At 71.2% G+C, this 24,133-nt stretch carries 18 protein-coding genes; 9 read left to right on the forward strand and 9 right to left on the reverse strand.

Going from position 1 to position 24,133, the window contains the following annotated elements; all coding sequences use genetic code 11:
* The first annotated feature begins 53 nt into the window (after positions 1-53).
* Positions 54-602 (forward strand): acyl-CoA thioesterase, encoded by a 549-nt coding sequence (locus OG611_RS11880; RefSeq protein WP_266418430.1) that lies wholly within the window; start codon positions 54-56, stop codon positions 600-602.
* Positions 603-635: 33 nt separating this feature from the next.
* Here the strand turns inward: OG611_RS11880 and OG611_RS11885 are convergent, their stop codons facing one another.
* Entirely contained in the window at positions 636-2,000 is a 1,365-nt protein-coding gene (locus OG611_RS11885; protein WP_323180164.1) for an LCP family protein, read from the reverse strand.
* A 275-nt stretch (positions 2,001-2,275) separates the two neighbouring features.
* On the opposite strand from OG611_RS11885, the gene OG611_RS11890 reads away from it, so the two are divergent.
* Positions 2,276-3,289: a glycosyltransferase family 2 protein gene (locus tag OG611_RS11890; protein ID WP_266418434.1), complete on the forward strand. Its 1,014-nt coding sequence runs from the start codon at positions 2,276-2,278 to the stop codon at positions 3,287-3,289.
* 63 nt (positions 3,290-3,352) lie between these two features.
* Here OG611_RS11890 and OG611_RS11895 read toward each other — a convergent pair whose 3' ends face one another.
* From OG611_RS11895 to OG611_RS11910, 4 genes are all read right to left on the reverse strand, one after another.
* Positions 3,353-5,026, reverse strand: a complete 1,674-nt coding sequence (locus OG611_RS11895; RefSeq protein WP_266418436.1) for an LCP family protein — start codon at positions 5,024-5,026, stop codon at positions 3,353-3,355.
* Between the two features lie 48 nt (positions 5,027-5,074).
* Positions 5,075-6,883 (reverse strand): LCP family protein, encoded by a 1,809-nt coding sequence (locus tag OG611_RS11900; protein WP_266418438.1) that lies wholly within the window; start codon positions 6,881-6,883, stop codon positions 5,075-5,077.
* Between the two features lie 223 nt (positions 6,884-7,106).
* A complete protein-coding gene (locus OG611_RS11905) occupies positions 7,107-8,339 on the reverse strand; it encodes an LCP family protein (RefSeq protein ID WP_266418440.1) in 1,233 nt (410 codons plus the stop codon).
* Positions 8,340-8,521: 182 nt separating this feature from the next.
* Positions 8,522-9,274 (reverse strand): TIGR03089 family protein, encoded by a 753-nt coding sequence (locus OG611_RS11910; protein WP_266418442.1) that lies wholly within the window; start codon positions 9,272-9,274, stop codon positions 8,522-8,524.
* A gap of 138 nt (positions 9,275-9,412) precedes the next feature.
* On the opposite strand from OG611_RS11910, the gene OG611_RS11915 reads away from it, so the two are divergent.
* The 3 genes from OG611_RS11915 to OG611_RS11925 all read left to right on the forward strand — a co-directional run bounded on the left by OG611_RS11915 (position 9,413) and on the right by OG611_RS11925 (position 13,123).
* On the forward strand, positions 9,413-10,825 hold the full coding sequence (locus OG611_RS11915; protein WP_266418444.1) for an N-acetylmuramoyl-L-alanine amidase: 1,413 nt from the start codon (positions 9,413-9,415) through the stop codon (positions 10,823-10,825).
* Positions 10,826-10,934: 109 nt separating this feature from the next.
* Entirely contained in the window at positions 10,935-12,026 is a 1,092-nt protein-coding gene (locus tag OG611_RS11920) for an NDP-sugar synthase (RefSeq protein WP_266418445.1), read from the forward strand.
* Between the two features lie 98 nt (positions 12,027-12,124).
* Positions 12,125-13,123 (forward strand): DNA-3-methyladenine glycosylase, encoded by a 999-nt coding sequence (locus OG611_RS11925; protein ID WP_266418447.1) that lies wholly within the window; start codon positions 12,125-12,127, stop codon positions 13,121-13,123.
* A gap of 203 nt (positions 13,124-13,326) precedes the next feature.
* On the opposite strand, the gene OG611_RS11930 is transcribed toward OG611_RS11925, so the two are convergent.
* The 3 genes from OG611_RS11930 to OG611_RS11940 form a co-directional block, all read right to left on the reverse strand.
* Positions 13,327-14,652 (reverse strand): coenzyme F420-0:L-glutamate ligase, encoded by a 1,326-nt coding sequence (locus OG611_RS11930; protein WP_266418449.1) that lies wholly within the window; start codon positions 14,650-14,652, stop codon positions 13,327-13,329.
* The gene (gene cofD, locus OG611_RS11935) at positions 14,649-15,605 is read right to left on the reverse strand and encodes a 2-phospho-L-lactate transferase (RefSeq protein WP_266418451.1); all 957 of its coding nucleotides are present in this window, start codon (positions 15,603-15,605) and stop codon (positions 14,649-14,651) included. Before cofD ends, OG611_RS11930 begins: the two co-directional genes overlap by 4 nt.
* A 63-nt stretch (positions 15,606-15,668) precedes the next feature.
* On the reverse strand, positions 15,669-16,169 hold the full coding sequence (locus OG611_RS11940) for a cysteine dioxygenase family protein (protein ID WP_266418453.1): 501 nt from the start codon (positions 16,167-16,169) through the stop codon (positions 15,669-15,671).
* A gap of 718 nt (positions 16,170-16,887) precedes the next feature.
* Between OG611_RS11940 and OG611_RS11945 the strand changes: the two genes are divergently transcribed.
* From OG611_RS11945 to OG611_RS11955, 3 genes are all read left to right on the forward strand, one after another.
* Positions 16,888-17,151, forward strand: coding sequence for a WhiB family transcriptional regulator (locus OG611_RS11945; protein ID WP_030927001.1), 264 nt, complete (start codon positions 16,888-16,890; stop codon positions 17,149-17,151).
* A gap of 326 nt (positions 17,152-17,477) precedes the next feature.
* Positions 17,478-21,389 carry a glycosyltransferase family 2 protein gene (locus OG611_RS11950; RefSeq protein ID WP_266418460.1) on the forward strand — a complete coding sequence of 1,304 codons (3,912 nt, stop codon included), beginning with the start codon at positions 17,478-17,480 and terminating at the stop codon, positions 21,387-21,389.
* Positions 21,386-22,903 carry a DUF5719 family protein gene (locus tag OG611_RS11955; protein WP_266418462.1) on the forward strand — a complete coding sequence of 506 codons (1,518 nt, stop codon included), beginning with the start codon at positions 21,386-21,388 and terminating at the stop codon, positions 22,901-22,903. The genes OG611_RS11950 and OG611_RS11955 overlap by 4 nt, the downstream gene beginning before the upstream one ends.
* 54 nt (positions 22,904-22,957) lie before the next feature.
* On the opposite strand, the gene OG611_RS11960 is transcribed toward OG611_RS11955, so the two are convergent.
* A complete protein-coding gene (locus OG611_RS11960) occupies positions 22,958-23,386 on the reverse strand; it encodes a metallopeptidase family protein (protein ID WP_266425795.1) in 429 nt (142 codons plus the stop codon).
* Positions 23,387-23,732: 346 nt separating this feature from the next.
* On the opposite strand from OG611_RS11960, the gene OG611_RS11965 reads away from it, so the two are divergent.
* Entirely contained in the window at positions 23,733-24,110 is a 378-nt protein-coding gene (locus tag OG611_RS11965; protein WP_266418464.1) for a DUF3499 domain-containing protein, read from the forward strand.
* Positions 24,111-24,133: the final 23 nt, after the last annotated feature.

Raw genomic sequence — 24,133 nt, forward strand, 5'->3', positions numbered from 1 at the left:
TGCGAAGCTGATGCATTGCGGCCGGGAGGAAGCCCCCGCATAAGGTGGACGGTATGACAGATCAGGCCCCGCGCCCGGAGGGCGACATTCCGGGCAAGCCGACCGCCGCTTCCCGGACCACCCTCAGCCACATCATGACCGGCAGCGACACCAATCTGCTGGGTACGGTGCACGGCGGTGTGATCATGAAACTGGTCGACGACGCGGCGGGCGCCGTGGCCGGCCGGCACTCCGGCGGTCCCGCCGTGACGGCCTCGATGGACGAGATGGTCTTCCTGGAGCCGGTCCGGGTCGGTGACCTCGTGCACGTCCGTGCCCAGGTGAACTGGACCGGCCGCTCCTCGATGGAGGTCGGCGTCCGGGTCATGGCCGAGCGCTGGAACGAATCCACCCCCGCCCAGCAGGTCGGCAGCGCCTACCTGGTGTTCGCCGCGGTCGACGCGGACGGCAAGCCGCGCCCCGTACCGCAGGTGATCCCGGAGACGGGGCGCGACAAGCGGCGCTACCAGGAGGCGCAGATCCGGCGCACCCACCGCCTCGCCCGCCGCCGCGCGATCAGGGAACTGCGCGAGAAGCGCGCGGCGGAAGGCATCGAGGACTGAGAGCGCCCGGGGCCGCTGTCCCCGGGGGCGCGGTCAGGGGCAGGCCACCTGGTCGCCCGTGACCGTTTCGAACTCGCCGTTGTTCGTTTTGTCGGTCTGTACCTGCCGCACCTTCTCGAAGTCCGCGCCCGCCGTCACTCGCAGCGTGGCACCCTGTCCCTGCACCGCCCGCAGCTCGGCCCCGGGCAGCGCGAGGGCCAGCGACTTCGCGGACTGGTCCCAGCGCGGGTCATAGGTGATCAGGGTGTGCTTGAGGCCGCGCGGCTCCCCGTTGAGCGGGGCGCGGGTGGTGTCGAAGCCGGTGGCGCGCAGCGCGTCGTCGACCGTCTTGCCGAGCCCGTCCCTGGCAGTCCCGTTGTAGACCTGGACCCGGATCTCCCGGGGGGCGACGTCGACCTTCACCGCCTTCGGCTGCTCGGGCCGCGCGGGGGCGAGCGGTTTGTCCTCGCGCAGCGCCCGGAAGAGCCTCTTCGACTTCGCCTCGTCCCATTTCACCGTCGAGCCGATGCCCTTGACCGGGTAGGAGACATTCCCCATCGGTACGGAGGCGAACTCGGACGAGGCCGGGGAGAAGCCGCGCATCGCCTGGCCGAGCTCCAGCATCTGCTCCGTCCCGAACCCCTTGTCGGCCCGGACCGAGCTGAGCATCGTCGAGGCGACGTCCTGGAACTTCACCGGGTTCAGCAGCACACCGCTACTGGTCGTCTGCTTGATCAGCGAGGCGAGGAACTTCTGCTGGCGCTGCATCCGGCCCAGGTCGGCGGCCCCGTCGATATGCCGGGAGCGTACGTACTGGAGGGCCTGCCCGCCGTTCAGCTCATGGGTGCCCGCGGCGAGATCGAGACCCGTGTACGAGTCCTTCAGCGGCCGGGTCGTGCAGATCTTCACCCCGCCCAGGGTGTCCACCGTCTTCATGAAGCTGGTGAAGTCGACCTCCAGATAGTGGTCGATCTTGATGCCCGTCATGTGCTCGACGGTCCGCACGGTCAGACTCGGCCCGCCCTCGGCATAGGCCGCGTTCAGCTTCACGGGGTGCGCGGAGTGCTGCGCACCGGTGTTCCGGTCGGTGTGCTCGGGGATCTCGGCGTAGCTGTCGCGGGGCAGCGAGACGATGCTCGCGCGCTTCTTGTCCGCCGACAGATGCACCAGCATGACCGTGTCGGTGCAGTGGCAGGGCGCACCGCCCAGCCGGTACTTCTCCTTCTCCTCCGCGGTGATCCGGTCGCGGCCGTCCGTGCCCACGAGCAGCAGATTCATGCCGTTGCCCGCGCGTGGCCGGTTCTTCATGTCCTTGAACGGATCGATCCGGTCGATCCCGGTCTCCAGATTGGTCACCACCGCATGACCGATCCCGCCGGCCCCCAGCACCAGCACGGAAAGACCGGTCACCATCCGCATGCCCCAACGGGGCCGCTCGTCCTGTTTTCTGGACCTGCGCTGCGGCGGAACCGCGCGGGAGCGCGACGAACTGGGGGAGTGGTGCGGTGTGGGCACGGGGGACCTCCGCGGTGCGAGGGGAACCGTTCGCACAGTAGGTCCATATGATCTACGGCCCGGTGCGCAACCCGGCGGGGCGCGCCGGTATCCCCCATTCGCGGTAACGTGGCGGCCGAATCATGCCGCCTGGTGGGGTGCGAACCCCCGGCGCTCCCGAGGACCACCCGAGGATCACCATGTCTGCCGCGCAGCACCCCGCCGTCTCCGTGATCATGCCGGTGCTCAATGAGGAACGTCACCTCAGGAACTCCGTCCGGCACATCCTGGAGCAGGAGTACGCAGGTGAGATGGAGGTGGTCATCGCGCTGGGCCCCTCCACGGACCGTACGGACGAGATCGCCGCGGAGCTGGTGCGGGAGGACCCCCGGGTTCACACCGTCCCGAACCCGACCGGCCGCACCCCGGCCGCCCTCAACGCCGCGATCAAGGCCTCCCGCCACCCGATAGTGGTGCGGGTCGACGGCCACGGCATGCTCTCGCCGAACTACATCGCGACCGCCGTCCGCCTCCTGGAGGAGACCGGTGCGCAGAACGTGGGCGGCATCATGCACGCCGAGGGCGAGAACGCCTGGGAGGACGCCGTCGCCGCAGCCATGACGTCGAAGATCGGCGTCGGCAACGCGGCCTTCCACACCGGCGGCCAGGCGGGCCCTGCGGAGACCGTCTACCTCGGCGTCTTCCGCCGCGAGGCGCTGGAGAAGGCCGACGGCTACAACGTGGAGTTCATCCGCGCCCAGGACTGGGAGCTGAACTTCCGCATCCGCGAGGCCGGCGGCCTGATCTGGTTCTCGCCCGAGCTGAAGGTGCAGTACCGGCCGCGCCCCTCCGTGCGGGCGCTGGCCAAGCAGTACAAGGACTACGGCCGCTGGCGGCACGTCGTCGCCCGCTACCACTCCGGCTCGATCAACCTGCGCTACCTGGCCCCGCCCACCGCCGTCTGCGCGATCACGGCGGGCATCGTGGTCGGCGCGGCCGTCACCCCGTGGGCGTTCGTCGTCCCCGCCGGGTACGTCGCGGCGATCGTCGCCGGGTCCGTACCGGCGGGCAAGGGCCTGTCGCTGAAGGCGCGGGCACAGATCCCGGTGGCCCTCGCGACCATGCACATGTCGTGGGGATACGGCTTCCTGACCAGCCCGCGCTCGCTCGCGAAGAAGGTCATCGCCAGCCGCCGCCCGGCCGTGACCGTCTGAGCACCGAAACCACGCGGGGCCCCTCCGATGTACCGGAGGGGCCCCGCGGTGCGTCGTACCCGGCTACCAGCTGAAGCCCGGCTGGATGTCCATGCAGGCCGTCTCGTCGTCGCCGTTGAGCGCCCGCGCGCTGTCCGGGGTCTTCTCCTCGGCGGAGGACGCGTGGTAGTCGCCGTCCCCGCGCCAGTCGGCCCCCACGGTCAGCGTGATGCCCGAGACGTCGGTCGACTTCTTCACCGCCGACAGCGGGATGCCGAGCGCCTTGGCGACCGACTGGGCGTTGCCCTCCATGTCCACGGTGGGGAAGAGGATCCCGGTCCGCTTCTCCGCCTCGGTGTTCTGCGCGTCGATCGAGGCCTGGGTGAAGCCCTTGCCGGTCAGCAGCTCCTTGACCGTCGAGGCGCGGCCCTTGACCGGGTAATCGGTGTCGGTACGCGTTCCGTTGCGGACGGTCACCGGGATCTCGGCCGGGGATGCCGTGGGCTTCTTGGCGGCGGCCGGTGCCTTGCGCTTGGACGCCTTGCCGTCGAGCGGGACGTCGTCGCGGACCATCTGGAAGAGCTGGTCGGCGTCGCCGGGCTTGGGGAGCACCCGCTCCTTGAGCGTGCCCGTCCCGTAGACGTTCGGCATCGTCGTCATGGTGATGCGCTTGGTGGGTACCTTCTTGAGCTCCTCCGCGAGGTCGTAGAGCTTCTTGACCGTCTCGATGGACTTGTCGACGGTGAGCGCGTCGGTCGCCGCCTCGGCGAGGTCGGTCAGCTTGCCCGGGTCGGTGAGCTTGGTGCCCTTGCGCAGCTCACGGACCATCGAGTTCATGTACATGTGCTGGGCGTGGGTGCGGCCGAGGTCGGTGCCGTCCTCGAAGCCGTAGCGGGTGCGCAGCCACTGGAGGGCCTGCTTGCCCTTGATCTTCGTGGTGCCCTTCTCCAGCTTCAGCCCGGAGCCCTTGCCCTCGCTGTTGCGCGAGTAGACATTGCTCTTCACACAGACCGGGACGCCGCCGATCGCGTCGGCCATCGAGACCACACCGGAGAAGTCGATCATCATGAAGTGGTCGATGGTGATGCCGGTGAGCTCGTACCAGGTGGCCACGGAACATCCGGGGCCGCCGCGGCCGAGCGTCTCGTTGGTCATCGCCAGACCGGTGGTCGCGGGGTAGACGTGCTTCGTCTTCGGGTCGGTGCACTTCGGGATCTTCAGCATCGTGTCGCGCGGCATGCTGATCACCGACATGTTGCTGCGGTCGGCGGAGACGTGCAGCAGCATCTGTACGTCGGCCAGGGGCGGCGACCCGAAGGTGTTCTTCGCCCCGCCGAGCTTCTGGTTCTCCTTGGAGTCCCGCGCGTCCGAGCCTATGAGCAGGATGTTCAACGGCGTCTGACCGGCGGCGTTGGCCTTGTGGTCGGCCATCTTCTTGTCGCCGAGGGTCAGATCGGCCTTCTTGAGATTGCTGTTGAGGTGCTCGTAGTAGAGGTATCCGGCCCCCGCGCCGCCGATTATGAGCAGCGCGAGAACCGACGCGCTCCAGCGCAGCACCCGGCGTTTGCCCTTCTTGCCGCGCCGCTTCGAGCCACCGCGCCGGTGACCGCTCTCCCCGGAAGCGGCCCCCCGCTCCCCGGTGCCGGAGTCCGTGCTGCTCTCCGACCCTTCCTCGTACAGCCCGTCGTCCCAGCCGAGTTGGCCGGCGTGCCGGACGCGTGGCCGCGTCCCCTCCCCAGGCGTACTGCTCCGTGCCACCAGGACCCCCTGCTGCTCAGACTCGTTGTTCCGCGCAGTGACCCGGTGTCACTTGGCGCACTCTGCCTTGTCGGCGTTTGCTTGCTGAATGTCGGCCGGCACCTTTGCCGGTCCGACGATGGGCGTGCCCGCGCCCTTGAAGTCGTTTCCCAGGGTCAGCACCATCGCCTGGAGCCCTTCGGCGTCCGTGGTGCCCTTCTTCATGGCCGAGCCGGGCAGGCCCATCATGGCGGCCAGCGCGCGGGCCTGGTCCGCCTGGTTCGGCGCGTACTCCAGCGTCGTCTTCGCGGCCTTCGCCGGGGCGTTCGCCTTGTTCGTGGACTTGAGTACGCCCTGGTCGTTCTGCAGCCAGGCGACCGTCGCCTGCGCGGCTCCCGGGACCTTGCCGCCGTTGTACACATCGACGCGGACGTCGCCCGCGGCGGCCTTGGAGCCCTTGAGGAGCGCGTCCTGCTTGCTCTTCGCGGCCTTCTTCTTCGACTTCACCTCGGTCAGCGAGGTGTCGTCGCGCATCATGGCGAACAGCGGGTCGGACTTGGGCGGGTTCAGTACGACGGTGACCGGTGTTTTCTCGGCCGGGTTGTCGAGCACCGGCACCGTGGTGAAGGTGATGTTCTTCGTGTTGACTTTGCTGAGCTCCTGGGCCAGCGATGCCAGCTTCTTCCCCGTGCCGATGCCGGTGTCGACGGTGAGTGCCCTAGTCGCCGCGTCCGCCAGCTTGTACAGCTTGGTCGGGCTGGTCAGGGTGTCGTCCGACTGCATCTGCCGGATCATCGAGGCGATGAACTGCTGCTGGACCCTGATCCGGTCCAGGTCGCCATGGTTGCCGAAGCTGTGCCGGGTCCGTACGAACGCCAGGGCGTCCTCGCCCTGGATGCGGTGCTCACCGGCCGGCAGGTCCAGGTGCGAGTCCGGGTCATTGACCGGCTTGGCCAGGCAGATCTCGACCCCGCCGACCGCCGTGGACAGCTCCTTCACCGCGTTGAAGTCGACCATCATGAAGTGGTCGACCTTCAGGCCGGTGATCTCCTTGACCGTCTCCATGGTGCAGCCGGGGTTACGGCCCTCCTGGCCGAGGCTCTGGTTGAAGCGGACGTTCGGCGTACCCGGGACGACTTTCTCCGAGCCGTCCGGCTGCTTGACCTTGCAGTCCGGGATGTCGGTGATCAGGTCGCGGGGGATGCTGAGCGCCGTCGCGTTGGTGCGGTCCTCGGAGACGTGGAAGAGGATGTTGGTGTCGGCGTGGCCCACGCTGCCCTTGTCGCCGTAGCCCTCGTTGCCCTTGCCGGTGCGCTTGTCGGTACCGATGATCAGGATGTTGATCGGGGCGTCGTTGTCGAAGACGTTCTTGTTGCCGGCCCCGCCCACGTCGACCGTGTTCAGGTTGCCGTTGAAATGCTGGTACAGCGCGTACCCACCCACCGACAGGCCGACCAGAACGAAGGCCATCGTGCCGCCCGTCCACAGCAGCGCCTTCTTGCGGCGGGCCTTGGGGGCCTTGCGGCTGCGGCGGCCCGCCGGGCCGCCCGGACCGGAACTCTCCTGGCCGCGCGGGCCGTTGGCCGAACGACGGCTGCGCTGCCCCGGCACCTCGCGGTTCGAACCGGACCCCTGGCCGTCGCGGGCCGGATTCCGGCGCTCGCCCCTGCCGTCACGGGAGGCGCCTCTGCGCCCGCCGCCGTCCTCCCGGGCCGGTCCTCTGCTTTTGGGGACACGCGCGCCGGAAGTACGGGAAGGGCCGCCCGAATCCCCTCCGGAATTATTCAGTCGCAGTTCGTAATCGCCGGTGTGCGGGTTGAGTACCCACTGGTCTGCGGGGTCGATTCCGTCCGCCCGCCCACGGCTTTGCGCATCCACGGTTGCTTGAGTCCTCCGTCGGTGCCACGCGAGGCGCCTCCCCCGATCAGGCGCTCGATCTTTCGCTCCAGAAGTGCGCGGCCTGGTGGCCGGCAGCACCGGATCGCGTCACACTATCGGCCCTGTTCCACGTCGAGCGACGTGCGTGACAAATTCCACGGTCCTTACAACTGGTCATACTGCTCATTACACGCCGATCACCGGCTTCTGTTTGGGAATTGCTTTACTGCTTGCACAGGTCCGCCGCCGCGTTGTTGCCCGAATAAGTGGGTGTGGGGCTGGGGCCCGAAGCGTCCGGGGTATCGGTCGCGGCATTGTTTTTCCCGTTGTTCTTCTCGTCGTCACGCTTGAGCCGGTCCGCCGGGACCACGGCGACCGGATCGTCGTCGCGCAGCCGCTTGAAGAGCCGGTTCGCATCAGGCTGTACGAGTTCGTCCCGGTTCCGGTTGGCGGCGTACGGCTGCCGGGGCACGGTCAGGAACTGCACCTTGTCGGTCGGGACGTTGCGCATGCCGCGCACCAGCTCGTACAGGTCCTTGAGGCTGTCCAGCCCCGGGTCGGTGGTCAGCGCCTTGGTGGCCGCGTCCAGCACCGGGTAGAGACGGGTCGGATTGAGCAGCACGCCGTCGCTCTGGACCTTGTTCACCAGCGCGCCCAGGAACTGCTGCTGGCGGTCCATCCGTTCGGTGTCGCTGCCGTTGCCGATCGACTTGCGGGCCCGTACGTACCCCAGTGCCTGCTCGCCGTCGAGCTTCTGGCGCCCGGCGGGGAGCTTCAGATGGGCGTCCGCGTCGTCGACCGGCTTCTTGAGGCAGACCTCGACACCGTCCACGGCGTCGACCATGTCCTTGAAGCCATTGAAGTCGACGACCATGTGGTGGTCGATCCGGACGCCGGTCATCTTCTCGACCGTACGGATCGTGCAGGCGGTGCCACCGAACTCGAAGGCCCAGTTGAACTGGGCGAATTGTTTCTTCGTGGCCGTGCCGTCCGAGCTGTGGCAGACCGGGATCTGCACCATCAGATCGCGCGGCAGGGACATCGCGGTGGCGCTCTTCCGGTCCGCGGCGAGGTGGAGCAGGATCGTGGTGTCCGAGCGCTGGCTGCCGCCGTCGTCACGGCCGTACTTGCGGTTGTCGCCGGCCCGGCTGTCCGAGCCGATGAGCAGGATGTTCTCCGCGTCGTGCACCACGGAGGCGGGCCGCTCCCGTTCGTACGCCTTGAGTTCGGCGGCGGCGGACGTGTCGGTCCTGATGTTGCCGTCGAGCTTCCGGTACAGCCACCAGCCGACACCCGCCGCGACCAGGACGACGAACGAGGCGCCGAGCGCGGTCCAGCGCAGCCAGTGGTGCCGGTGCCCGGCTCCGGTTACCGGGGTGGCGCCCGATCCGTTCCCGGACCGCGACTTGTCCCCGCCCGCCGCCGGGTCGTCCGGCGGGCCGGCACTTTCGCTCACGTCTGCGTCCATCCTTCACGTTCGGCGGCGCGTCGGGCCGCCGGTCGCAGGAGTAGACGGCTGAACCTCACGCTTGGTTGTGTCCTTGGTGGTCCGTAACGCCGATCATGTACCGGAGTTGAGGTGCAGCCCCCGAGGACTCGACGCGATGTGGGCCGGAAGAGTGGTCCTCAGCGTGCTTGTCATACCGCGCTGTTGGTGACCCGCTCGCTCTCCACACGCTTCGCCAGCCCTTCCTCGCCCAGCCGATCCAGGTGCCGGCACAGGACCACGGACCCCCCGGCGGCCAGCGGCGCGAACAGCCCCGCGCTCAGCCCCTCCCAGGTGTCGTACGTACGTCCCGTGAGCAGCCGCGATCCGGCGGACAGGCCGAGCCCGTCGGCATCCTCGCGGGCCCGCGCCACCAGCTGCGCCGATGTCAGCTCGACGCCGTCCACCGCCAGCGCGGGGGCGTCCGGGTCCACGGGGGCGAACGGTGCGAACCGGTCGCCCTGGCTCGGCACCTCGACCGCGTAGTCCGCGAAACCCTCGGGCGCCTGCGGGAACCTGCCGCCCAGCGGGCGCAGCGCCAGGGCGACTCGCTCGCCGCGGCAGGCGCGCGCGGCCTCCAGGGTGTCCGGGCCGCTGACGACGAGGTCGGCTCCGGCCGGGTCGCCCTGCACATCGGCGATCACGCCGACCGAGGAACAGGCGAGCAGCCAGACCGCGGACTGCCAGTGCGCGGGCAGCAGAAGCGCGAGCCGGTCGCCCGGTCCGGCGGCGAGGTCGCCCTGCAGGAGGTTGGCGGTCTTGGCCACCCAATTGGCGAAGGTGGCCACCGACAGTTCGACGCGTTCTCCGGTGGCGTCGTCGTAGAAGGTGACCAAGGGGCGGGCCGGGTCCGCGGCGAGTGCGGAACGCAGCAGGTCGGCAGGGGTGCGGTCGGTGGCGTTCATCCGCGCAAGGGTACGCGGCGGCCACCGGCCCGGCGGGGCGTGAAGGGTGCCGGATGCACCGGATGGGCAGACGGGCCGTCAATTGCGCGGGCACACCCCGGTGGCCGGAGTTGCCGGAGTATGCCCAGGATTATTCGTATGCGTGCCTTCCTTGCATCCTCGATAGGTGTCACCTGCGCGGCCGTTCTCGTACTGCCGCTGGCCGTGCCCGCGGGCGCCGCCCCCGACACTCGCACCGTCCCCGCCGAGTCGGCCGGGCCCGCCGAGCCCGCCGATGTGCCGGGCTCGACGCAGTCCCTGCCGATGCGGACCCTGCCGGCACCGTCCGGCCGGACCACCGGCGAACCCACCCGGGCCGCGGCGGCCCCCGAACAGGGGCTGCCCGAACGCGAGGTCCGCCCCTTCTCCCTGGTCGGCGTCGTCTGGGACGACGCGAACGCCGAACTCCACGGCACCGTCCAGGTCCGCACCCGCGCCACCGGTACCGGTGACTGGTCGGACTGGCAGGACCTGGAGACCCACAACGCCGAGCACGCCGCCGACCCCGGCACCGCCGAGCGCGAATCCGGATCCGTCCGGGGCTCCACCGCCCCGCTCTGGGTCGGCGACTCGGACGGCGTCGCGGTCCGCGTACGCCCCGAGGCCCCGGATCCGCAGGACCGCACCGCCTCCCCCGTACCGCTGCCGATCGGACTGCGCCTCGAACTCGTCGACCCGGGCAAGGACCCGCAGCAGCTCCCCGCGACGGACGCCGAGGCCGAGGCCGAAACCGAGGCCGAAACCGAGGCCGCGACCGGTCCCGGAACCGGAACCACGGCGGGCGCCCCGGCCGCCGCGGAAGGGCGCACCACCCCCTTCTCCCCGAGCGTGCTCCCCGCCCTGGGCAAGGCGGCGTCCGAGGCGCAGGGCGAGGCGGAAGCGGGCCTCGCACCCGGCGCCCAGCCGTACATCGGTCCCCGTCCGCGCATCATCACCCGCAAGGGCTGGGGCGCCGACGAGAAGCTCAGGGAACGCACCTTCGTCTACACCAGCACGGTCAAGGCCGCCTTCATCCACCACAGCGCCACGGGCAACAACTACACGTGCGCCCAGGCGTCCTCGGTCCTGCGCGGCATCTACCGCTACCACGTCAAGAGCAGCGGCTGGCGCGACATCGGCTACAACTTCGCCGTCGACAAGTGCGGAAACATCTACGAAGGACGTGCGGGAGGCGTGACGCGGGCCGTCCTGGGAGCGCACACGCTCGGCTTCAACACCAACAGCATGGGCATCGCGGTGCTCGGGACCTTCACCAGGTCGAACCCGCCCGCCGCCGCGGTGAACGCCGTCGCGAAGCTCACCGCCTGGAAGCTCGGTCTGTTCGGCGCCAACCCGCGCGGCAGGACCACGCTCGTCTCGGGCGGCGGGAACAAGTACAAGAAGGGCAAGAAGGTCAGACTCAACGTCATCTCCGGCCACCGGGACGGCTTCGTAACCGAATGCCCCGGAGCGCGTCTCTACAAGAAGCTCGGCTCGGCCCGGACCAGCTCCGCCAAGCTCCAGGGCCGCTAAACGGAACCAAAGGCTGCTGCGGGCCGCTGACCGGGGACGACCGAACCGGTCTGCATACACTGGCCAGCCGAAACCAGGCCAGGCCCCAGCAGGAAGCAGAGTCAGTGCTGTGACAGAGGCAAAAGAAGCGATCCTCCTGGTCGGCGGAAAGGGAACCCGGCTGCGCCCGCTCACGGTGCACACGCCCAAGCCCATGGTTCCGGCAGCGGGCGTTCCGTTCCTCACCCACCAGCTGGCGCGCGCCAGGGCAGCCGGGGTCGAGCACATCGTGCTCGCGACGTCGTACCTGGCGGAGGTCTTCGAACCGTACTTCGGCGACGGCTCGTCGCTCGGCCTCCACATCGAGTACGTCACCGAACGCGAACCGCTCGGCACCGGCGGAGCGATACGCAACGTCGCGTCCCGGCTGAGCGCGGGCCCGGACGACCCGGTGCTCGTCTTCAACGGCGACATCCTCACCGGCCTGGACATCCGGTCGCTGGTCGCCTCGCACACGAGCTCCGGAGCGGATGTCTCCCTCCACCTCACCCGGGTCGAGGACCCGCGCGCCTTCGGCCTCGTACCGACGGACGGCAGCGGCCGGGTCACCGCGTTCCTGGAGAAGCCCGAGACGCCCGAGGAGATCGTCACCGACCAGATCAACGCCGGGGCGTACATCTTCCGCCGCTCGGTCATCGACACCATCCCGGCCGGCCGCCCCGTCTCCGTCGAGCGCGAGACCTTCCCCGGGCTGCTCGCCTCCGGAGCGCACCTCCAGGGCATGGTCGACTCCACGTACTGGCTGGACCTCGGCACCCCGCAGGCCTTCGTACGCGGCTCCGCCGATCTGGTCCTGGGCCGCGCCCCGTCCCCGGCCGTGCCCGGCCGATGCGGCGACGGGCTCGTGCTTCCGACGGCCTCGGTCGCCACCGATGCCAAGATCAGCGGCGGTACGGTGGTCGGAGAGGGCGCCCTGATCGGCGAGGGAGCCCGGATCGACGGCTCCGCGATACTGGCCGGCGCGGTCGTCGGACCAAGAGCCGTGATCAAGGACTCGCTGGTCGGAGCCGGCGCCCGGATCGGCAGCCGTACGGTGCTCACCGGCGCGGTCGTCGGGGACGGGGCCCGGGTCGGCGCCGACAACGAACTGCGTGACGGCATCCGCGTCTGGTGCGGGGCGGTCCTCCCGGACGCGGCGGTGCGCTTCTCCTCCGACGCATAGCGGGAAGCGGTCCCGCGAACGGCGCGGACCGACGAACAGCCGGACACCGGCCGCAGCGCTTACCCTCGACAGGCACCCCGACGACCGAGGACCTCACCGTGGCAGGACGATTCGCACCCCGCAGCGCACCCCGCGCGGCCGTCCCGCACCAGGCGGCGGCTCCGGCGGCGGACGCGCTGACCCGTGAGTGGACCCCGCCCGGCCCGCTCGACCTGCGCCTGGTCGTCGGGCCACTGCGCCGCGGCCCCGCCGACCCCACGTTCCGGATGACCGGGGACGGCACGGTCTGGCGGGCCAGCCGCACACCCGCGGGCCCCGGCACCCTCCGCCTCACCGCCCGGGGCGGCCGGATCGACGCGGCGGCCTGGGGCCCCGGCGCACCGTGGCTGCTGGACCGGCTCCCGACGCTGCTCGGCGCGACGGACGACCCGGACGCCTTCCGCCCGCGCCACCGCCTGCTCGCCCTGACCCGGCACCACCGCCCCGGCCTGCGCCTGCTGCGCACCGGCCTGGTCATGGAGTCCCTGATCCCGTCGATCCTGGAACAGAAGGTCACCACGGACGAGGCCTACCGTGCCTGGCGCCTCCTGGTCCGGAAGCACGGCACCTCGGCGCCCGGCCCCACGGACCACGCCGCGTTCACCGCGCTGGGTCTCCACGTCATGCCGGACGCCCGCACCTGGTCCCTGATCCCGTCCTGGGAATGGCACCGCGCGGGCGTCGACGCCAAACGCTCGGGCACGATCCTGCGCGCGGTACGCGTGGCCCGCCGCATGGAGGAGGCGGCTGCCATGGAGCTGCCCGAGGCCATGGCCCGCCTGGAACTGATCCCCGGCATCGGCCCCTGGACCTCCGCCGAGACGCTCCAGCGCTCGAACGGCGCCGCGGACGCAGTCACCGTCGGCGACCTCCACCTCCCCGGCATCGTCGGCCACGCCCTGGCGGGCAACCGGGACGCCGACGACGAGGAGATGCTGACCCTCCTGGCCCCGTACGAGGGCCAGCGCCACCGGGTGACCCGCCTCATCCTGCTGTCGGGCCACACCCCGGCCCGCCGCGCCCCGCGCATGACCCGGGGCGACATCGCCCGCCTGTAGAGCCGCCCGCCCCGGCCCGGCTCCCGGAGCGCCCCCGCCTCAGAGCCTGTCGGGTGACCTCCGACCGGGCGGCCACGCCCTGGCACGCACGCTTCCCGCGTTGTCGTCGGTCGCCAACGCTCCGCGTCGCCTCCCTCCTCCGCCTTGGAATCGCACGCACCAGACCGCGTCCGCTATCCGATCCGAGGTCACCCGACAGGCTCTCAGCGCACCTCGACGAACGCCTCCGCGTCCCGCCCCGGCCGCGCCGCGGGTTCGGCCGCCGCGCGCCCCACGGCCACCGCCCCCAGCGGATCCCACGTCCCCGGCAGGTCCAGCACCTCGCGCACCACGGAGCGGCAGAACATCGTCGACGACACCCACGCCGAGCCCAGCTGCTCACCCGCCAGCGCCACCAGGAAGTTCTGGATGCCGGCCCCCGCGGCGACCACGAACATCTCGCGCTCCGCCGTGTCCCGCCGCTCGTCCCCGTACGCGTGGGAGCCGTCCATCACCAGACACGGCACCACCAGATACGGTGCCCGGCGCAGCACATCGCCCCGCCGCACCCGCTTGGCGATCGACTCCTCGCTCCTGCCGTCACGTCGCAGATCCTCGATCCACGCGTCCCGCATCGCGTCGAGCAGCCGGGTCCGCGACCCCTCGGACTCCAGCAGGACGAACCGCCACGGCGTCGTGTGATGCGGCGCGGGCGCCGTCACCGCCGCGGCCACGGCCCGCCGCACCGCACCCGGGTCCACCGGTTCGTCGGTGAACTCGCGCACCGTACGCCGCAGGGTCACCGCTTCCCGTACCGCCTCCGACGTGCCGAGCCGGAACATGTCGTCGGCCGCGACCCGCACCATGGCCCGAGCGCCGCCCGCGGTGTCCGCCGGGTCCACCACATGACCGAGCCCCCGCACGACCGCGACGGGCAGCCCGTCCGCCTTGCCCTTGACCAGATCACCGGCCGAGGCCAGCTCGTCGGCGGTGGCGACCACGGTGGCGCTGAGCGCATTGCCGTACGCGTCCGTGCCGCCGCGCAGATCGTCCAGCACCCGGACCCCGGCCGCCCCGATCGCCACATCGGTCAGTCCGTTGCGCCACGGGCGCCCGAAGGTGTCCGTGACGACGACCCCGACCTCGACGCCGAGCGTGTCCCGCAGCCCGTCGCGGATCGCCCGCGCCGAGGCGTCCGGGTCCTCGGGCAGCAGCAGCACCGTCCCGGCGGGGGTGTTCGAGGCGTCGACCCCGGCCGCGGCCATGACCAGACCCTGCCGGTTCTCGACGATCCGCAGCGCGCCGCGCCGCGCCACCACCCGGACCGTCTCGGCGTCGATCGCCGCCTCCCGGTCGGTCGCCTCGACGATCCGGCCCTCCGCCTTGGAGACGATCTTCGAGGTGACCAGCAGGACATCACCGTCGACCAGACCCGGTCCGGTCGCGGCGATCAGCTTCGCCAGGTCGTCCCCGGCCCGCACCTCGGGCATCCCGGGCAGCGCCCAGACCCGGTACGAGGGCGCCGCACCGGAGGCCGCGTCGGCGCTCACGCCCGTACCTCCTCGGCCAGCACCAGCGCCTGCCGGGCCATCTCGGCCGTCGTGTCGACATCGGTCATCATCAGCGGCACGGAACGGCAGCGGATGCCCGCGGCCTCCACCTCGCCGACCGCCCCGGCGTCCACCGTGTCGACGAGCCAGCCGTCGAGCAGCCCGGAACCGTAGTGCGTGGCCACGGCCGACGCAGTCGACTCGACGCCCACCGCAGCGAGCACCTTGTCCGCCATGCCGCGCACGGGCGCGTCCCCGACGATGGGGGAGAGGCCGACGACCGGCACCCCGGCCTCGGCGATGGCCTCCCGGATCCCGGGCACGGCAAGAATCGTCCCCACCGACACGACGGGGTTGGACGGCGGGAAGAGGATCACGTCGGCCTCGGCGATGGCCTCCAGCACTCCCGGAGCCGGCTTCGCCTGCTCGGCGCCGACCGGCACGATCGCCTGCGCCTCGACGGAGGCACGCAGCTTCACCCAGTACTCCTGGAAGTGGATCGCTCTGCGCTCGCCGTCCATGTCGACCGCGACATGCGTCTCGACCCGGTCGTCGGACATCGGCAGCAGCCGGACCCCCGGCTTCCAGCGCGCGCAGAGCGCCTCGGTGACGGCGCTCAGCGGATAGCCCGCGCCCAGCATCTGCGTGCGGACGATGTGCGTCGCGAAATCACGGTCGCCGAGCCCGAACCACTCCGGCCCCACGCCGTACGCCGCGAGCTCCTCCTTGACGTGGAAGCTCTCGTCCGTACGCCCCCAGCCCTGCTCCTCGTTGATGCCACCGCCGAGCGTGTACATCACGGTGTCGAGGTCGGGGCAGACCTTCAGCCCGAACAGATGGATGTCGTCACCGGTGTTGCCGATCACCGTGATGTCCGCGTCGGGCGCGGCCTGCTTGAGGCCACGCAGGAAACGAGCACCACCGATACCGCCGGCCAGAACCACAATGCGCATGCAGACAGTCTGTCAGGCGCAGCCTGATCCTTGCGGGGGCGGTGGTGGGCGACGGGTGGGCTGTCAGGCGGGTACGACATCCACGGCCGCCGGGGCGCACTGCGCCGCGTGCATCGGCATCTCGGTCAGACCCGGGTAGTAGATGTGCAGACTGACGGCCGGTTCGAGGGAGTCGTTGACCACCTCGTGCGCATAGCCGGGCGCGAAGACCCGCTGCGCACCCGCGTCCAGCGCGCGGGTGGTGCGCTCGGTGCGCTCGGTCAACCGGCCGTCCAGGACGGTCAGCACACCGGAGGACCGGCCGTGGTCGTGGAGCCCGCTGCCCTGGCCGGGCACCCAGCTGAGCAGCCAGACCTCGTAGCCGAGTCCGGTGCGCAGCCGGTGGTACCAGCGGGTGGTGGTGTCGTACCGGACGAGCGGTGCCCACTGGGCACGGTCGGCGGCGATGGTGCGGGCGAGTCCGACGAACTCGGCCACGGTGGAAGGGTGCTCGCGGGCCGGCTGGAGGAGGTGCTGGACCTCAAGGATGTCGCCGGCGATCTGAAGGTCGCTGTCGCTGTTCATGGGTGAGGTGGTTCCTCGGCAGGGGGGGGGTGCGTGTGCGGGGTGTCGCGGAGCCCGGAGGACCTCGGCCGCGCGGAGGAGCGCGGATGAAGAAGTCCTGCGGAAACGGAAGTGCTGCGGAGAAGCTCTGCGAGAGGAGCTGGATCAGAGCCGGTGCCCTGGGGGCATCAACAGCTGTGACAGCTGGAACAGCAACAGCGGGCCTGGACAGCGGTGCGGAACCCACGGACGTGGGTGGCGTACATCGCGGCGGTCGCTGGCATGCATCAAAGGAGACCGGCTGGATCCGCCGCTGTCAACCCAATGCCCGATTTGGGGGTAATGTTTCACCTCATCCGGTTAGTGGAGGCGGAGAAAGGTTTATGCGGCCGCCGCGACGGAGATGTGGCGCATCGACCGTGCCCCCAAACCTCGTTGAGCTCCCGTGACCCGACTGTGATCTTGGTCGCTTCGGTGATCGAATCGAAACATCGGGATGGCTCCGGTCGTCCCACTCGGTGGGAAGCGGGGGCGCGGTGAGGCCCATGGCATATGTCAGGTTTTTGGTGATTTGCACACTTTTCGCATACGCTTGGTTCCGCAGAGTGAATACCTGGGCCAATAGCAGATCTTCGCTTGACTGGCCCGGAGCTACACACTTGTAATTTCACTCGTGTCGTTCGGCCGCAATCAGTAACGGCTGCATCACGGGGACGCAAGAGACAGACGAGGGGCGCACATGACCGAGCTGTTCCAGCAACTGCTGGTCGAGGACGCGGACGAGGAACTCGGCTGGCAGGAGCGCGCACTGTGCGCCCAGACCGATCCCGAGTCCTTCTTCCCCGAGAAGGGCGGATCCACCCGCGAGGCCAAGAAGGTCTGTCTCGCCTGTGAAGTCCGGTCCGAGTGCCTTGAATATGCCCTTTCCAATGACGAACGCTTCGGAATCTGGGGCGGTCTCTCGGAACGTGAACGGCGCCGCCTGAAGAAGGCCGCCGTCTGAACGCGGAGCCCTGCGGCGACGAGAACGCCTCATCGCCGGAACACCCTGGCAACCGCACACCCCGACACCGGACATCCCGGACCGCGACCGACCATGGCCCGCCGCCTGCGCCCTGCCCGCAGACGACGGGCCATTGCCGTATCCGCCGCGGCTCCACCACCGCCCGGCCGCGGCCCCGTTCGAGCGCTCGGCGCCACCGCGGTTATCCGTACCGTTAGTGTGGGGCCCCGTCCGAGACGCGCCAACGCCCCGACAGGGCGCGCGTGTACACCGATGCAGCCCCCGGGGTGACGCCCCCCGGACCCGGCCGGAGGGCCCGTACCTCGATGTCCGTGCACAGCCAATCGGCGGCGCCGTACGCGGCCGCCGCCGCCCCAGAGTTCCCCCGGCATGTCGTCACCGCCGTGCTCGTCTCCCACGACGGCGCACGCTGGCTGCCCGACGCGCTCGCCGGGCTGCTCGGGCAGGAACGCCCCGTACAGAACGTCGTCGCCGCCGACACCGGAAGCGCCGACGACTCCGCGCGGCTGGTCACCGAGGCGCTCGGCGCCGAACGGGTCCTGCACCTCGCGCGCCGTACGAGCTTCGGCACCGCCGTCGACGAGGCCACCCGCACGGCCGGCGCCCTCACCCCCGAGGACCTGCCGTACCTGAAGCGCCCCAGCAGCTGGGACCCCGTCAGCCGGAGCTGGCGCGACGACGCCTACGACCTGCCCGAACTGCCGCACGGCGAACCGGTGCAGTGGCTCTGGCTGCTCCACGACGACTGTGCACCCGAGCCCGACGCGCTCGCCGAACTGCTGCGCGTCGTCGACGCAGATCCGCACGCCGCGATCGTCGGCCCCAAGCTGCGCGGCTGGTACGACCGCAAGCAGCTGCTGGAGGTCGGTGTCTCCATCGCCAACAGCGGACGCCGCTGGACCGGACTCGACCGCCGCGAGCAGGACCAGGGCCAGCACGACCAGGTCCGTACCGTGCTCTCCGTCTCCACCGCCGGCATGCTGATCCGCCGTGACATCTGGGAGGAGCTCGGCGGGTTCGACCGCAGGCTCCCCCTGATGCGTGACGACGTCGACCTGTGCTGGCGCGCGCACGTCGCGGGACACCGGGTGCTCGTCGCCCCCGACGCCGTCCTCAGGCACGCCGAGGCCTCCGCCCGCGAGCGCCGCCCCATCGACTGCGCGGGGCGCTCCGTCGCCTCCCCGCACCGCGTCGACAAGGCCGGCGCCGTCTACACGATGCTGGTCAACGCCCGCGCCAAGGTACTGCCCTGGGTGATGCTCCGGCTCGTCCTGGGGACCCTGCTGCGCACCCTCGCGTATCTCGTCGGCAAGGTGCCCGGCCAGGCCGTCGACGAGGTCGCCGGGCTCTTCGGCACCCTGCTGCGCCCCGGGCGGATCCTCTCGGCCCGGCGCAGCCGCGGCAAGGGAGCCGTCGACCAGGCCGAGTTGCGCGGCCTCTTCCCGCCGCCCGGTGCCACCGTCCGCGCCACCGTCGATCAGGTCGCCGGGAACTTCGGCAGCGGCTCCGACGCCGACGCGGGCGGCTCCCGGCACGGCGCCGTGGAGTCCGGTCCCGGTGGCGACGACGCGGACTTCCTGGAGATCGAGCAGTTCGCGCGGCTCAAGCGGATCGGGCGCAAGCCGGGCCCGGTGCTCTTCGCCGTCCTGCTCCTCGTCTCGCTCGTCGCCTGCCGCGGCCTGCTCGGCGGCGGGTCGCTGACCGGCGGCGCACTGCTGCCCGCCCCCGCCGACGTCTCCGACCTGTGGAGCAAGTACGCGGACGGCTGGCACACGGTCGGCACCGGCGGCACGCAGGCCGCGCCGCCCTACCTCGCCGTGCTCTCGGCCCTGTCCGCGCTCTTCCTCGGCTCGACCGGCTTCGCGCTCACCCTGCTGCTGGTCTGCTCCGTACCGCTCGCCGGACTCACCGCGTACTTCGCCTCCCGGCCGCTGCTCGAATCGAGACTGCTGCGGGCCTGGGCGAGCATCGCGTACGCCTTCCTGCCCGCCGCGACCGGCGCCCTGGCGACCGGCCGTCTCGGCACCGCCGTGCTGGCCGTGCTGCTCCCGCTGATCGCCCGTACCGCCGTCTCCGCGTACGGCATGCGAGCCACTGGTGACGCCCGCGGCAGCTGGCGTGCCACCTGGGCGTACGCCCTGCTCCTCACCTTCGTGATGGCGTTCACACCGATCGTCTGGCCGCTCGCCGCGGTCCTCGGCATCGGTGTGCTCGCCCTGCGCCGCGACGACATCGCCGCGTACGGACTCCGCTTCCTCGCCGCGATCGGCACCCCGCTGCTCGTTCTCGCGCCCTGGTCGCTCTCGCTCCTCACCAGCCCGTCCGGCTTCCTGAAGGAGGCGGGCCTGGACATCGGTACGGGCACGGCCTCCGCGCTCGACCTGCTCTCCATCAGCCCCGGCGGCCCCAAGGCGGCGGGCAGTGTGCTGCTGCTCGGCATCGTGCTCGCCGCACTGGCCGCGCTGCTGCGCGGGGAGCGGCAGTTCGCGGTACGCACCGCGTGGGCGGTCGCGCTCGTGGCGCTGGTCTTCGCCGCGCTGGCCAACGGCTCGGGCTGGGCCGGTCCCGCCACCCTGGTCTACGGCATCGCGCTGATCGCCGCCGCGCTGGTCGGCGCGGACGGTGCCCGGGTACGCGTCGCCGAGCTCAGCTTCGGCTGGCGGCAGCCGGTCGCCGTGCTGATCGCCCTCGCCGCCGCGCTCGCCCCGGCGCTGGCCGCCGCGGGCTGGATGATCAGTGGCGCGGCGGGCCCGCTGGAGCGCCGCGACCCGGTGCAGGTGCCCGCGTTCGTGGCGGAGGAGAGCACCACCCGGGACCAGCCGCGCACCCTGGTCCTCGGCGGTACCTCGCCCGCCGCCGTCTCGTACACCCTGGTACGCGGCTCCGGAGCGCGGCTCGGTGACGCCGAGCTGGTCGAGGCGGGCGGCAGCAACAGCCACCTCGACAAGGTCGTCGCCAACCTGGTCGCGGGCTCCGGAGCCGACCAGGGCAGCCAGCTCAGCGGTTTCGCGATCCGTTACGTACTGGTCCGCGACGGCGCTCCGAAGGAGATGAGCCGGGTACTCGACTCGACCCCGGGGCTCAGCCGGCTGAGCCAGCTGGACGGCAGCGCGCTGTGGCGGGTCGACCGCCAGGTCGCCCGAGTCATGATCGTCCCGTCCGGCACCGACGGGGAACCGCTGCCCGTCGGCTCCCTCCCCGTCGAGGCGCACACCAGGATCCCGGCGGGCGGCTCCGGCCGCGTGCTGCGGATCGCGGACGCCGCCGACCCCGGCTGGCAGGCCACGCTCGACGGCCGGACGCTGACCCCGAAGACCGTCGACGGCTGGGCCCAGGGCTTCGAGCTCCCCGCCGAGGGCGGCACGCTGGACCTCACGTACGACACCCCGCTCACCCACACCGCCTGGATCTGGGCCCAGTCCGCGCTGGCCGTCGTCCTGCTGGTCCTCGCCCTGCCCGGCCGTCGCCGGGAGATCGACGACGACCTTCCCGAGGAGACCGTGCCGGTCCCCGCGGAGCCGGTCGCCGGCGAGGGGCGCCGGGCCCGCAGGCTGCGCGCGGCCGCGCAGGCGGAGGTGGAGGCCGAGCCGGCCGGGAACGGTCCGGCCGAGGAGGCACCGGACGCGGCGAGTCAGTACATCCCGGCCCAGCAGGCGGGGGAGCACACCCCCGCCGAGCAGACCGCCGAGCCGCAACCGCACGGGAGCGACGACCAGGACACCTTCGCCCCGCAGGCCGACGACCGGGACGCCTTCGTCCAGCAGGCCGACGACCAGGACACCTTCGCCCCGCAGGCCGACACCGGCCAGTACGCGGCGATGCCGCAGCAGCAGTACGGCGAATGGGACGCGCAGCAGTACCAGGACGCCGGCTACCAGCAGTACCAGGGCGAGCAGTACCAGACCGGCCAGTACCAGGATGGTCAGTACGCCCCGCAGCAGAACGGCCAGTACGGCACGCAGCAGGACCACCTCGCCGCCGATCCGTACCAGCAGAACACCTACGACCCGTACGGCTACGCCGCGCAGCAGCAGTACGACCCGCAGGCCCAGGCCCAGACCTCGTACGACCCCCAGGCCCCGTACGACCCCCAGGCCCACTACGGGCAGCAGGGCGCACCGCAGGGCCAGTACGACCCGCAGAACCCCGACGAGAACCCCGCCCCGGGCCAGAACCCGTGGCCGACCGGCAACGCATCGCGAGGCGAGTCCGAGTGAAGTCCACCAGCCTGTCCCTCATCGCGGGCACCGTCGCCCTCGCCGCCGTCACCGGATTCGCCGCGCTCACCGCGCCCGGCGACGTGGACGCGGCACCGGCGAAGGCCGCCGCACGGCTGCCGGTGGAACGGTCCAGCCTGCTCTGCCCGGCCCCCGGCCTCTCGGACCTGGCGGAGACGACCTACACCTCAGTCACCCCGGCGGGCGGCAGTGGCGGCGAGGCCGGCGCGGCCGAACTGTACAACTCCACCGCCACCGCGGCCGGCGGCGGGAAGAAGGGTGGGAAGGACGAGAAGGGCAAGAAGAAGGCGGATTCCGGAAAGCCGGTCATCTCGCTCAAGGAGCCCGGCAAACCGGCCACCGCCGAGGTGTCCGGCGCCGACGCCCCCGCGCTGGTCGGCACCGCCACCGGCCGCCTGGCCCCCGGCTGGACCACCCAGCAGACCACCATGGTGGAGGCGGGCGGCGCCCGCGGCCTGCTCGGCGTCAGCTGCACCGGGCCCGGCACGGACTTCTGGTTCCCGGCCGCGAGCACCGCGAAGACCCGCGAGGACTACGTCCATCTGACCAACCCGGACGACACCGCGGCCGTCGCCGACATCGAGCTGTACGGTCCGGACGGCTCCCTGAAGTCCGATGTCGGCGAGGGCATCACGGTGCCCGCCCGCTCCAGCGTGCCGGTCCTGATCTCCACGCTGACGAGCAAGGCCGCCGAGGACGTGACCGTGCACGTCACCACCCGTACCGGACGCGTCGGCGCGGTCGTCAGGACCGCGGACGAGGGGACCGGCAGCGACTGGCTGGCCGCCTCCACCGACCCGACGGGCACCCTGGTGCTCCCCGGCATCCCCGCGGACGCCACCTCGGTCCGTCTCGTGGTCTTCGCACCGGGCGACGGCGACGCCGATCTGAAGGTGAAACTGCTCGGCAGGACCGGCGCGATCTCCCCGGTCGGGCACGAGGCCATCCACGTCAAGTCGCGGATGACCGCGGGTGTCGACCTGAAGGACATCACCAAGGGCGAGGCCGGCTCCCTGCTGCTGACCCCCGAGGGTGGGAAGGGCACTCCGGTGGTCGCCGCACTGCGCGTGGTCCGCGGCACCGGCGGCAAGCAGGAGGTCGGCTACATCCCGGCGACCGGCCCGGTGGGCGCGCGGGCGAGCGTGGCCGACAACCGGGACAAGGGCTCGGTCCTCTCGCTCACCGCCCCGGGGGCCACCGCCACCGTCAAGGTCACCGCGTCGGCGGGCAGCGGGGGCGGCGAACAGGCCGTCAAGAAGTACACGGTCAAGGGCGGTACGACGCTGGCGGTCACCCCGCCCGTACCGTCCGGCCTCAAGGGCGGCTACGCCCTGACGGTGGAGACGGAGTCGGGCGGCCCGGTCCACGCCGCACGCACGCTCACCCTCACGCAGGACGGCGTCCAGATGTTCACCGTGCAGACCCTGCCGGACGACCTCGGAACGGTCGAGGTCCCCGCGGCCGAGCAGGACCTCTCGGTCCTCGACGACTGAGCGGGCGGTACGGGCGGGGGCCGGGACACCGGGCTCCCGTCCGTACGGCCGGCGCTACTCCTGCCCGTACCGCGGATCCACGGAGTCCGGCGCGAGCCCGAGCAGCTCCGCGACCTGCTCCACCACGACCTCGTGGACCAGCAGGGCGCGCTCGTCGCGGTTCTTGGTGCGGATCTCGACGGGCCGCCGGTAGACCACGATCTGCGCGGGCCGGCCCTTCTCCGCGGAGACCGCCCGCCCCAGCGGCACGGTCTCCTCCTGTGTCCCCGGCACGTCGAGCACCATGAAGTCGACGTCGGCCAGCTGCGGCCAGCGCCGTTCCAGCCGTTCCACCGAGTCCTGCACGAGATCGCGGAAGTTCTCCGCCCTGCTGGCCGAGAGCGGCACCTGCGGCGGGGCGACGGGCCCCCGCATGCCGCGGCCATGGCGGTCACGACGACGTGGGCGCGGCTCGGGCGGGTGGGGAGGTACGGGACTGTCCATCACTGACGCAGGGTAACTCTCCACGGGTCGGGCGGACCGCCGCTCCCCGACAGGGCATCGGCGTTTTCCGGGACAGGGCAACGGCATGCCCAATCCTGAACAATCCGGCCAATCGGGGGCCCGTTTCAGACCCTGCTCCTGACCGTTGATCTCCAGCTGTATGACAGCTTTTGTACTGAGTGGTGATCGGAATCGTTGCCGCCAGGGCCGGTCTTTTTTCCGTTCCCTCGCAGGTCGGATGGACCGTCCGGAAGGCGCTCGTGCCGGAGTTCACAGGGCGACACGGTGGGGTGACCTGAGGGAGAGTCGTCGCAGCCCGCTCAAGAGTGCGGTACCGTCCAACATCGTGAGCCCTGTACGTCGCTGTTCGCGCACTGCGTGCGGCCGCCCTGCCGTCGCGACACTGACGTACGTCTATGCCGACTCGACTGCGGTCCTCGGCCCGCTCGCCACCTATGCCGAGCCCCACTGCTACGACCTCTGCGCCGAGCACAGTGAACGGCTGACGGCACCACGCGGCTGGGAGGTCGTCCGGCTCTCCGACCCCTCCGCTCCCACCCGCCCCAGCGGCGACGATCTCGAAGCGCTCGCCAATGCCGTACGGGAAGCGGCGAGGCCGCAGGACCGTGGCACCGACGGGAGGGGCGGCGGTCCGCACGCCGCTGGTCCGGTGGAGGTCGCGCGCCGCGGCCATCTGAGAGTGCTGCGTTCACCGGACTCCTGAGCCTGTTCCCTTCGGGTCTTCAG

It is taken from the genome of Streptomyces sp. NBC_01363 (assembly GCF_026340595.1).
Lineage (GTDB): Bacteria > Actinomycetota > Actinomycetes > Streptomycetales > Streptomycetaceae > Streptomyces.

What these genes read in the sequence shown, in the direction of transcription:
- OG611_RS11910 (WP_266418442.1), bottom strand. Translation starts at nt 9,274, where the DNA reads ATGAACGCCACCGACCGCACCCCTGCCGACCTGCTGCGTTCCGCACTC.
- OG611_RS11890 (WP_266418434.1), top strand. Translation starts at nt 2,276, where the DNA reads ATGTCTGCCGCGCAGCACCCCGCCGTCTCCGTGATCATGCCGGTGCTC.
- OG611_RS11950 (WP_266418460.1), top strand. Translation starts at nt 17,478, where the DNA reads ATGTCCGTGCACAGCCAATCGGCGGCGCCGTACGCGGCCGCCGCCGCC.
- OG611_RS11885 (WP_323180164.1), bottom strand. Translation starts at nt 2,000, where the DNA reads ATGCGGATGGTGACCGGTCTTTCCGTGCTGGTGCTGGGGGCCGGCGGG.
- OG611_RS11940 (WP_266418453.1), bottom strand. Translation starts at nt 16,169, where the DNA reads ATGAACAGCGACAGCGACCTTCAGATCGCCGGCGACATCCTTGAGGTC.
- OG611_RS11960 (WP_266425795.1), bottom strand. Translation starts at nt 23,386, where the DNA reads ATGGACAGTCCCGTACCTCCCCACCCGCCCGAGCCGCGCCCACGTCGT.
- OG611_RS11945 (WP_030927001.1), top strand. Translation starts at nt 16,888, where the DNA reads ATGACCGAGCTGTTCCAGCAACTGCTGGTCGAGGACGCGGACGAGGAA.
- OG611_RS11880 (WP_266418430.1), top strand. Translation starts at nt 54, where the DNA reads ATGACAGATCAGGCCCCGCGCCCGGAGGGCGACATTCCGGGCAAGCCG.
- OG611_RS11915 (WP_266418444.1), top strand. Translation starts at nt 9,413, where the DNA reads ATGCGTGCCTTCCTTGCATCCTCGATAGGTGTCACCTGCGCGGCCGTT.
- cofD (WP_266418451.1), bottom strand. Translation starts at nt 15,605, where the DNA reads ATGCGCATTGTGGTTCTGGCCGGCGGTATCGGTGGTGCTCGTTTCCTG.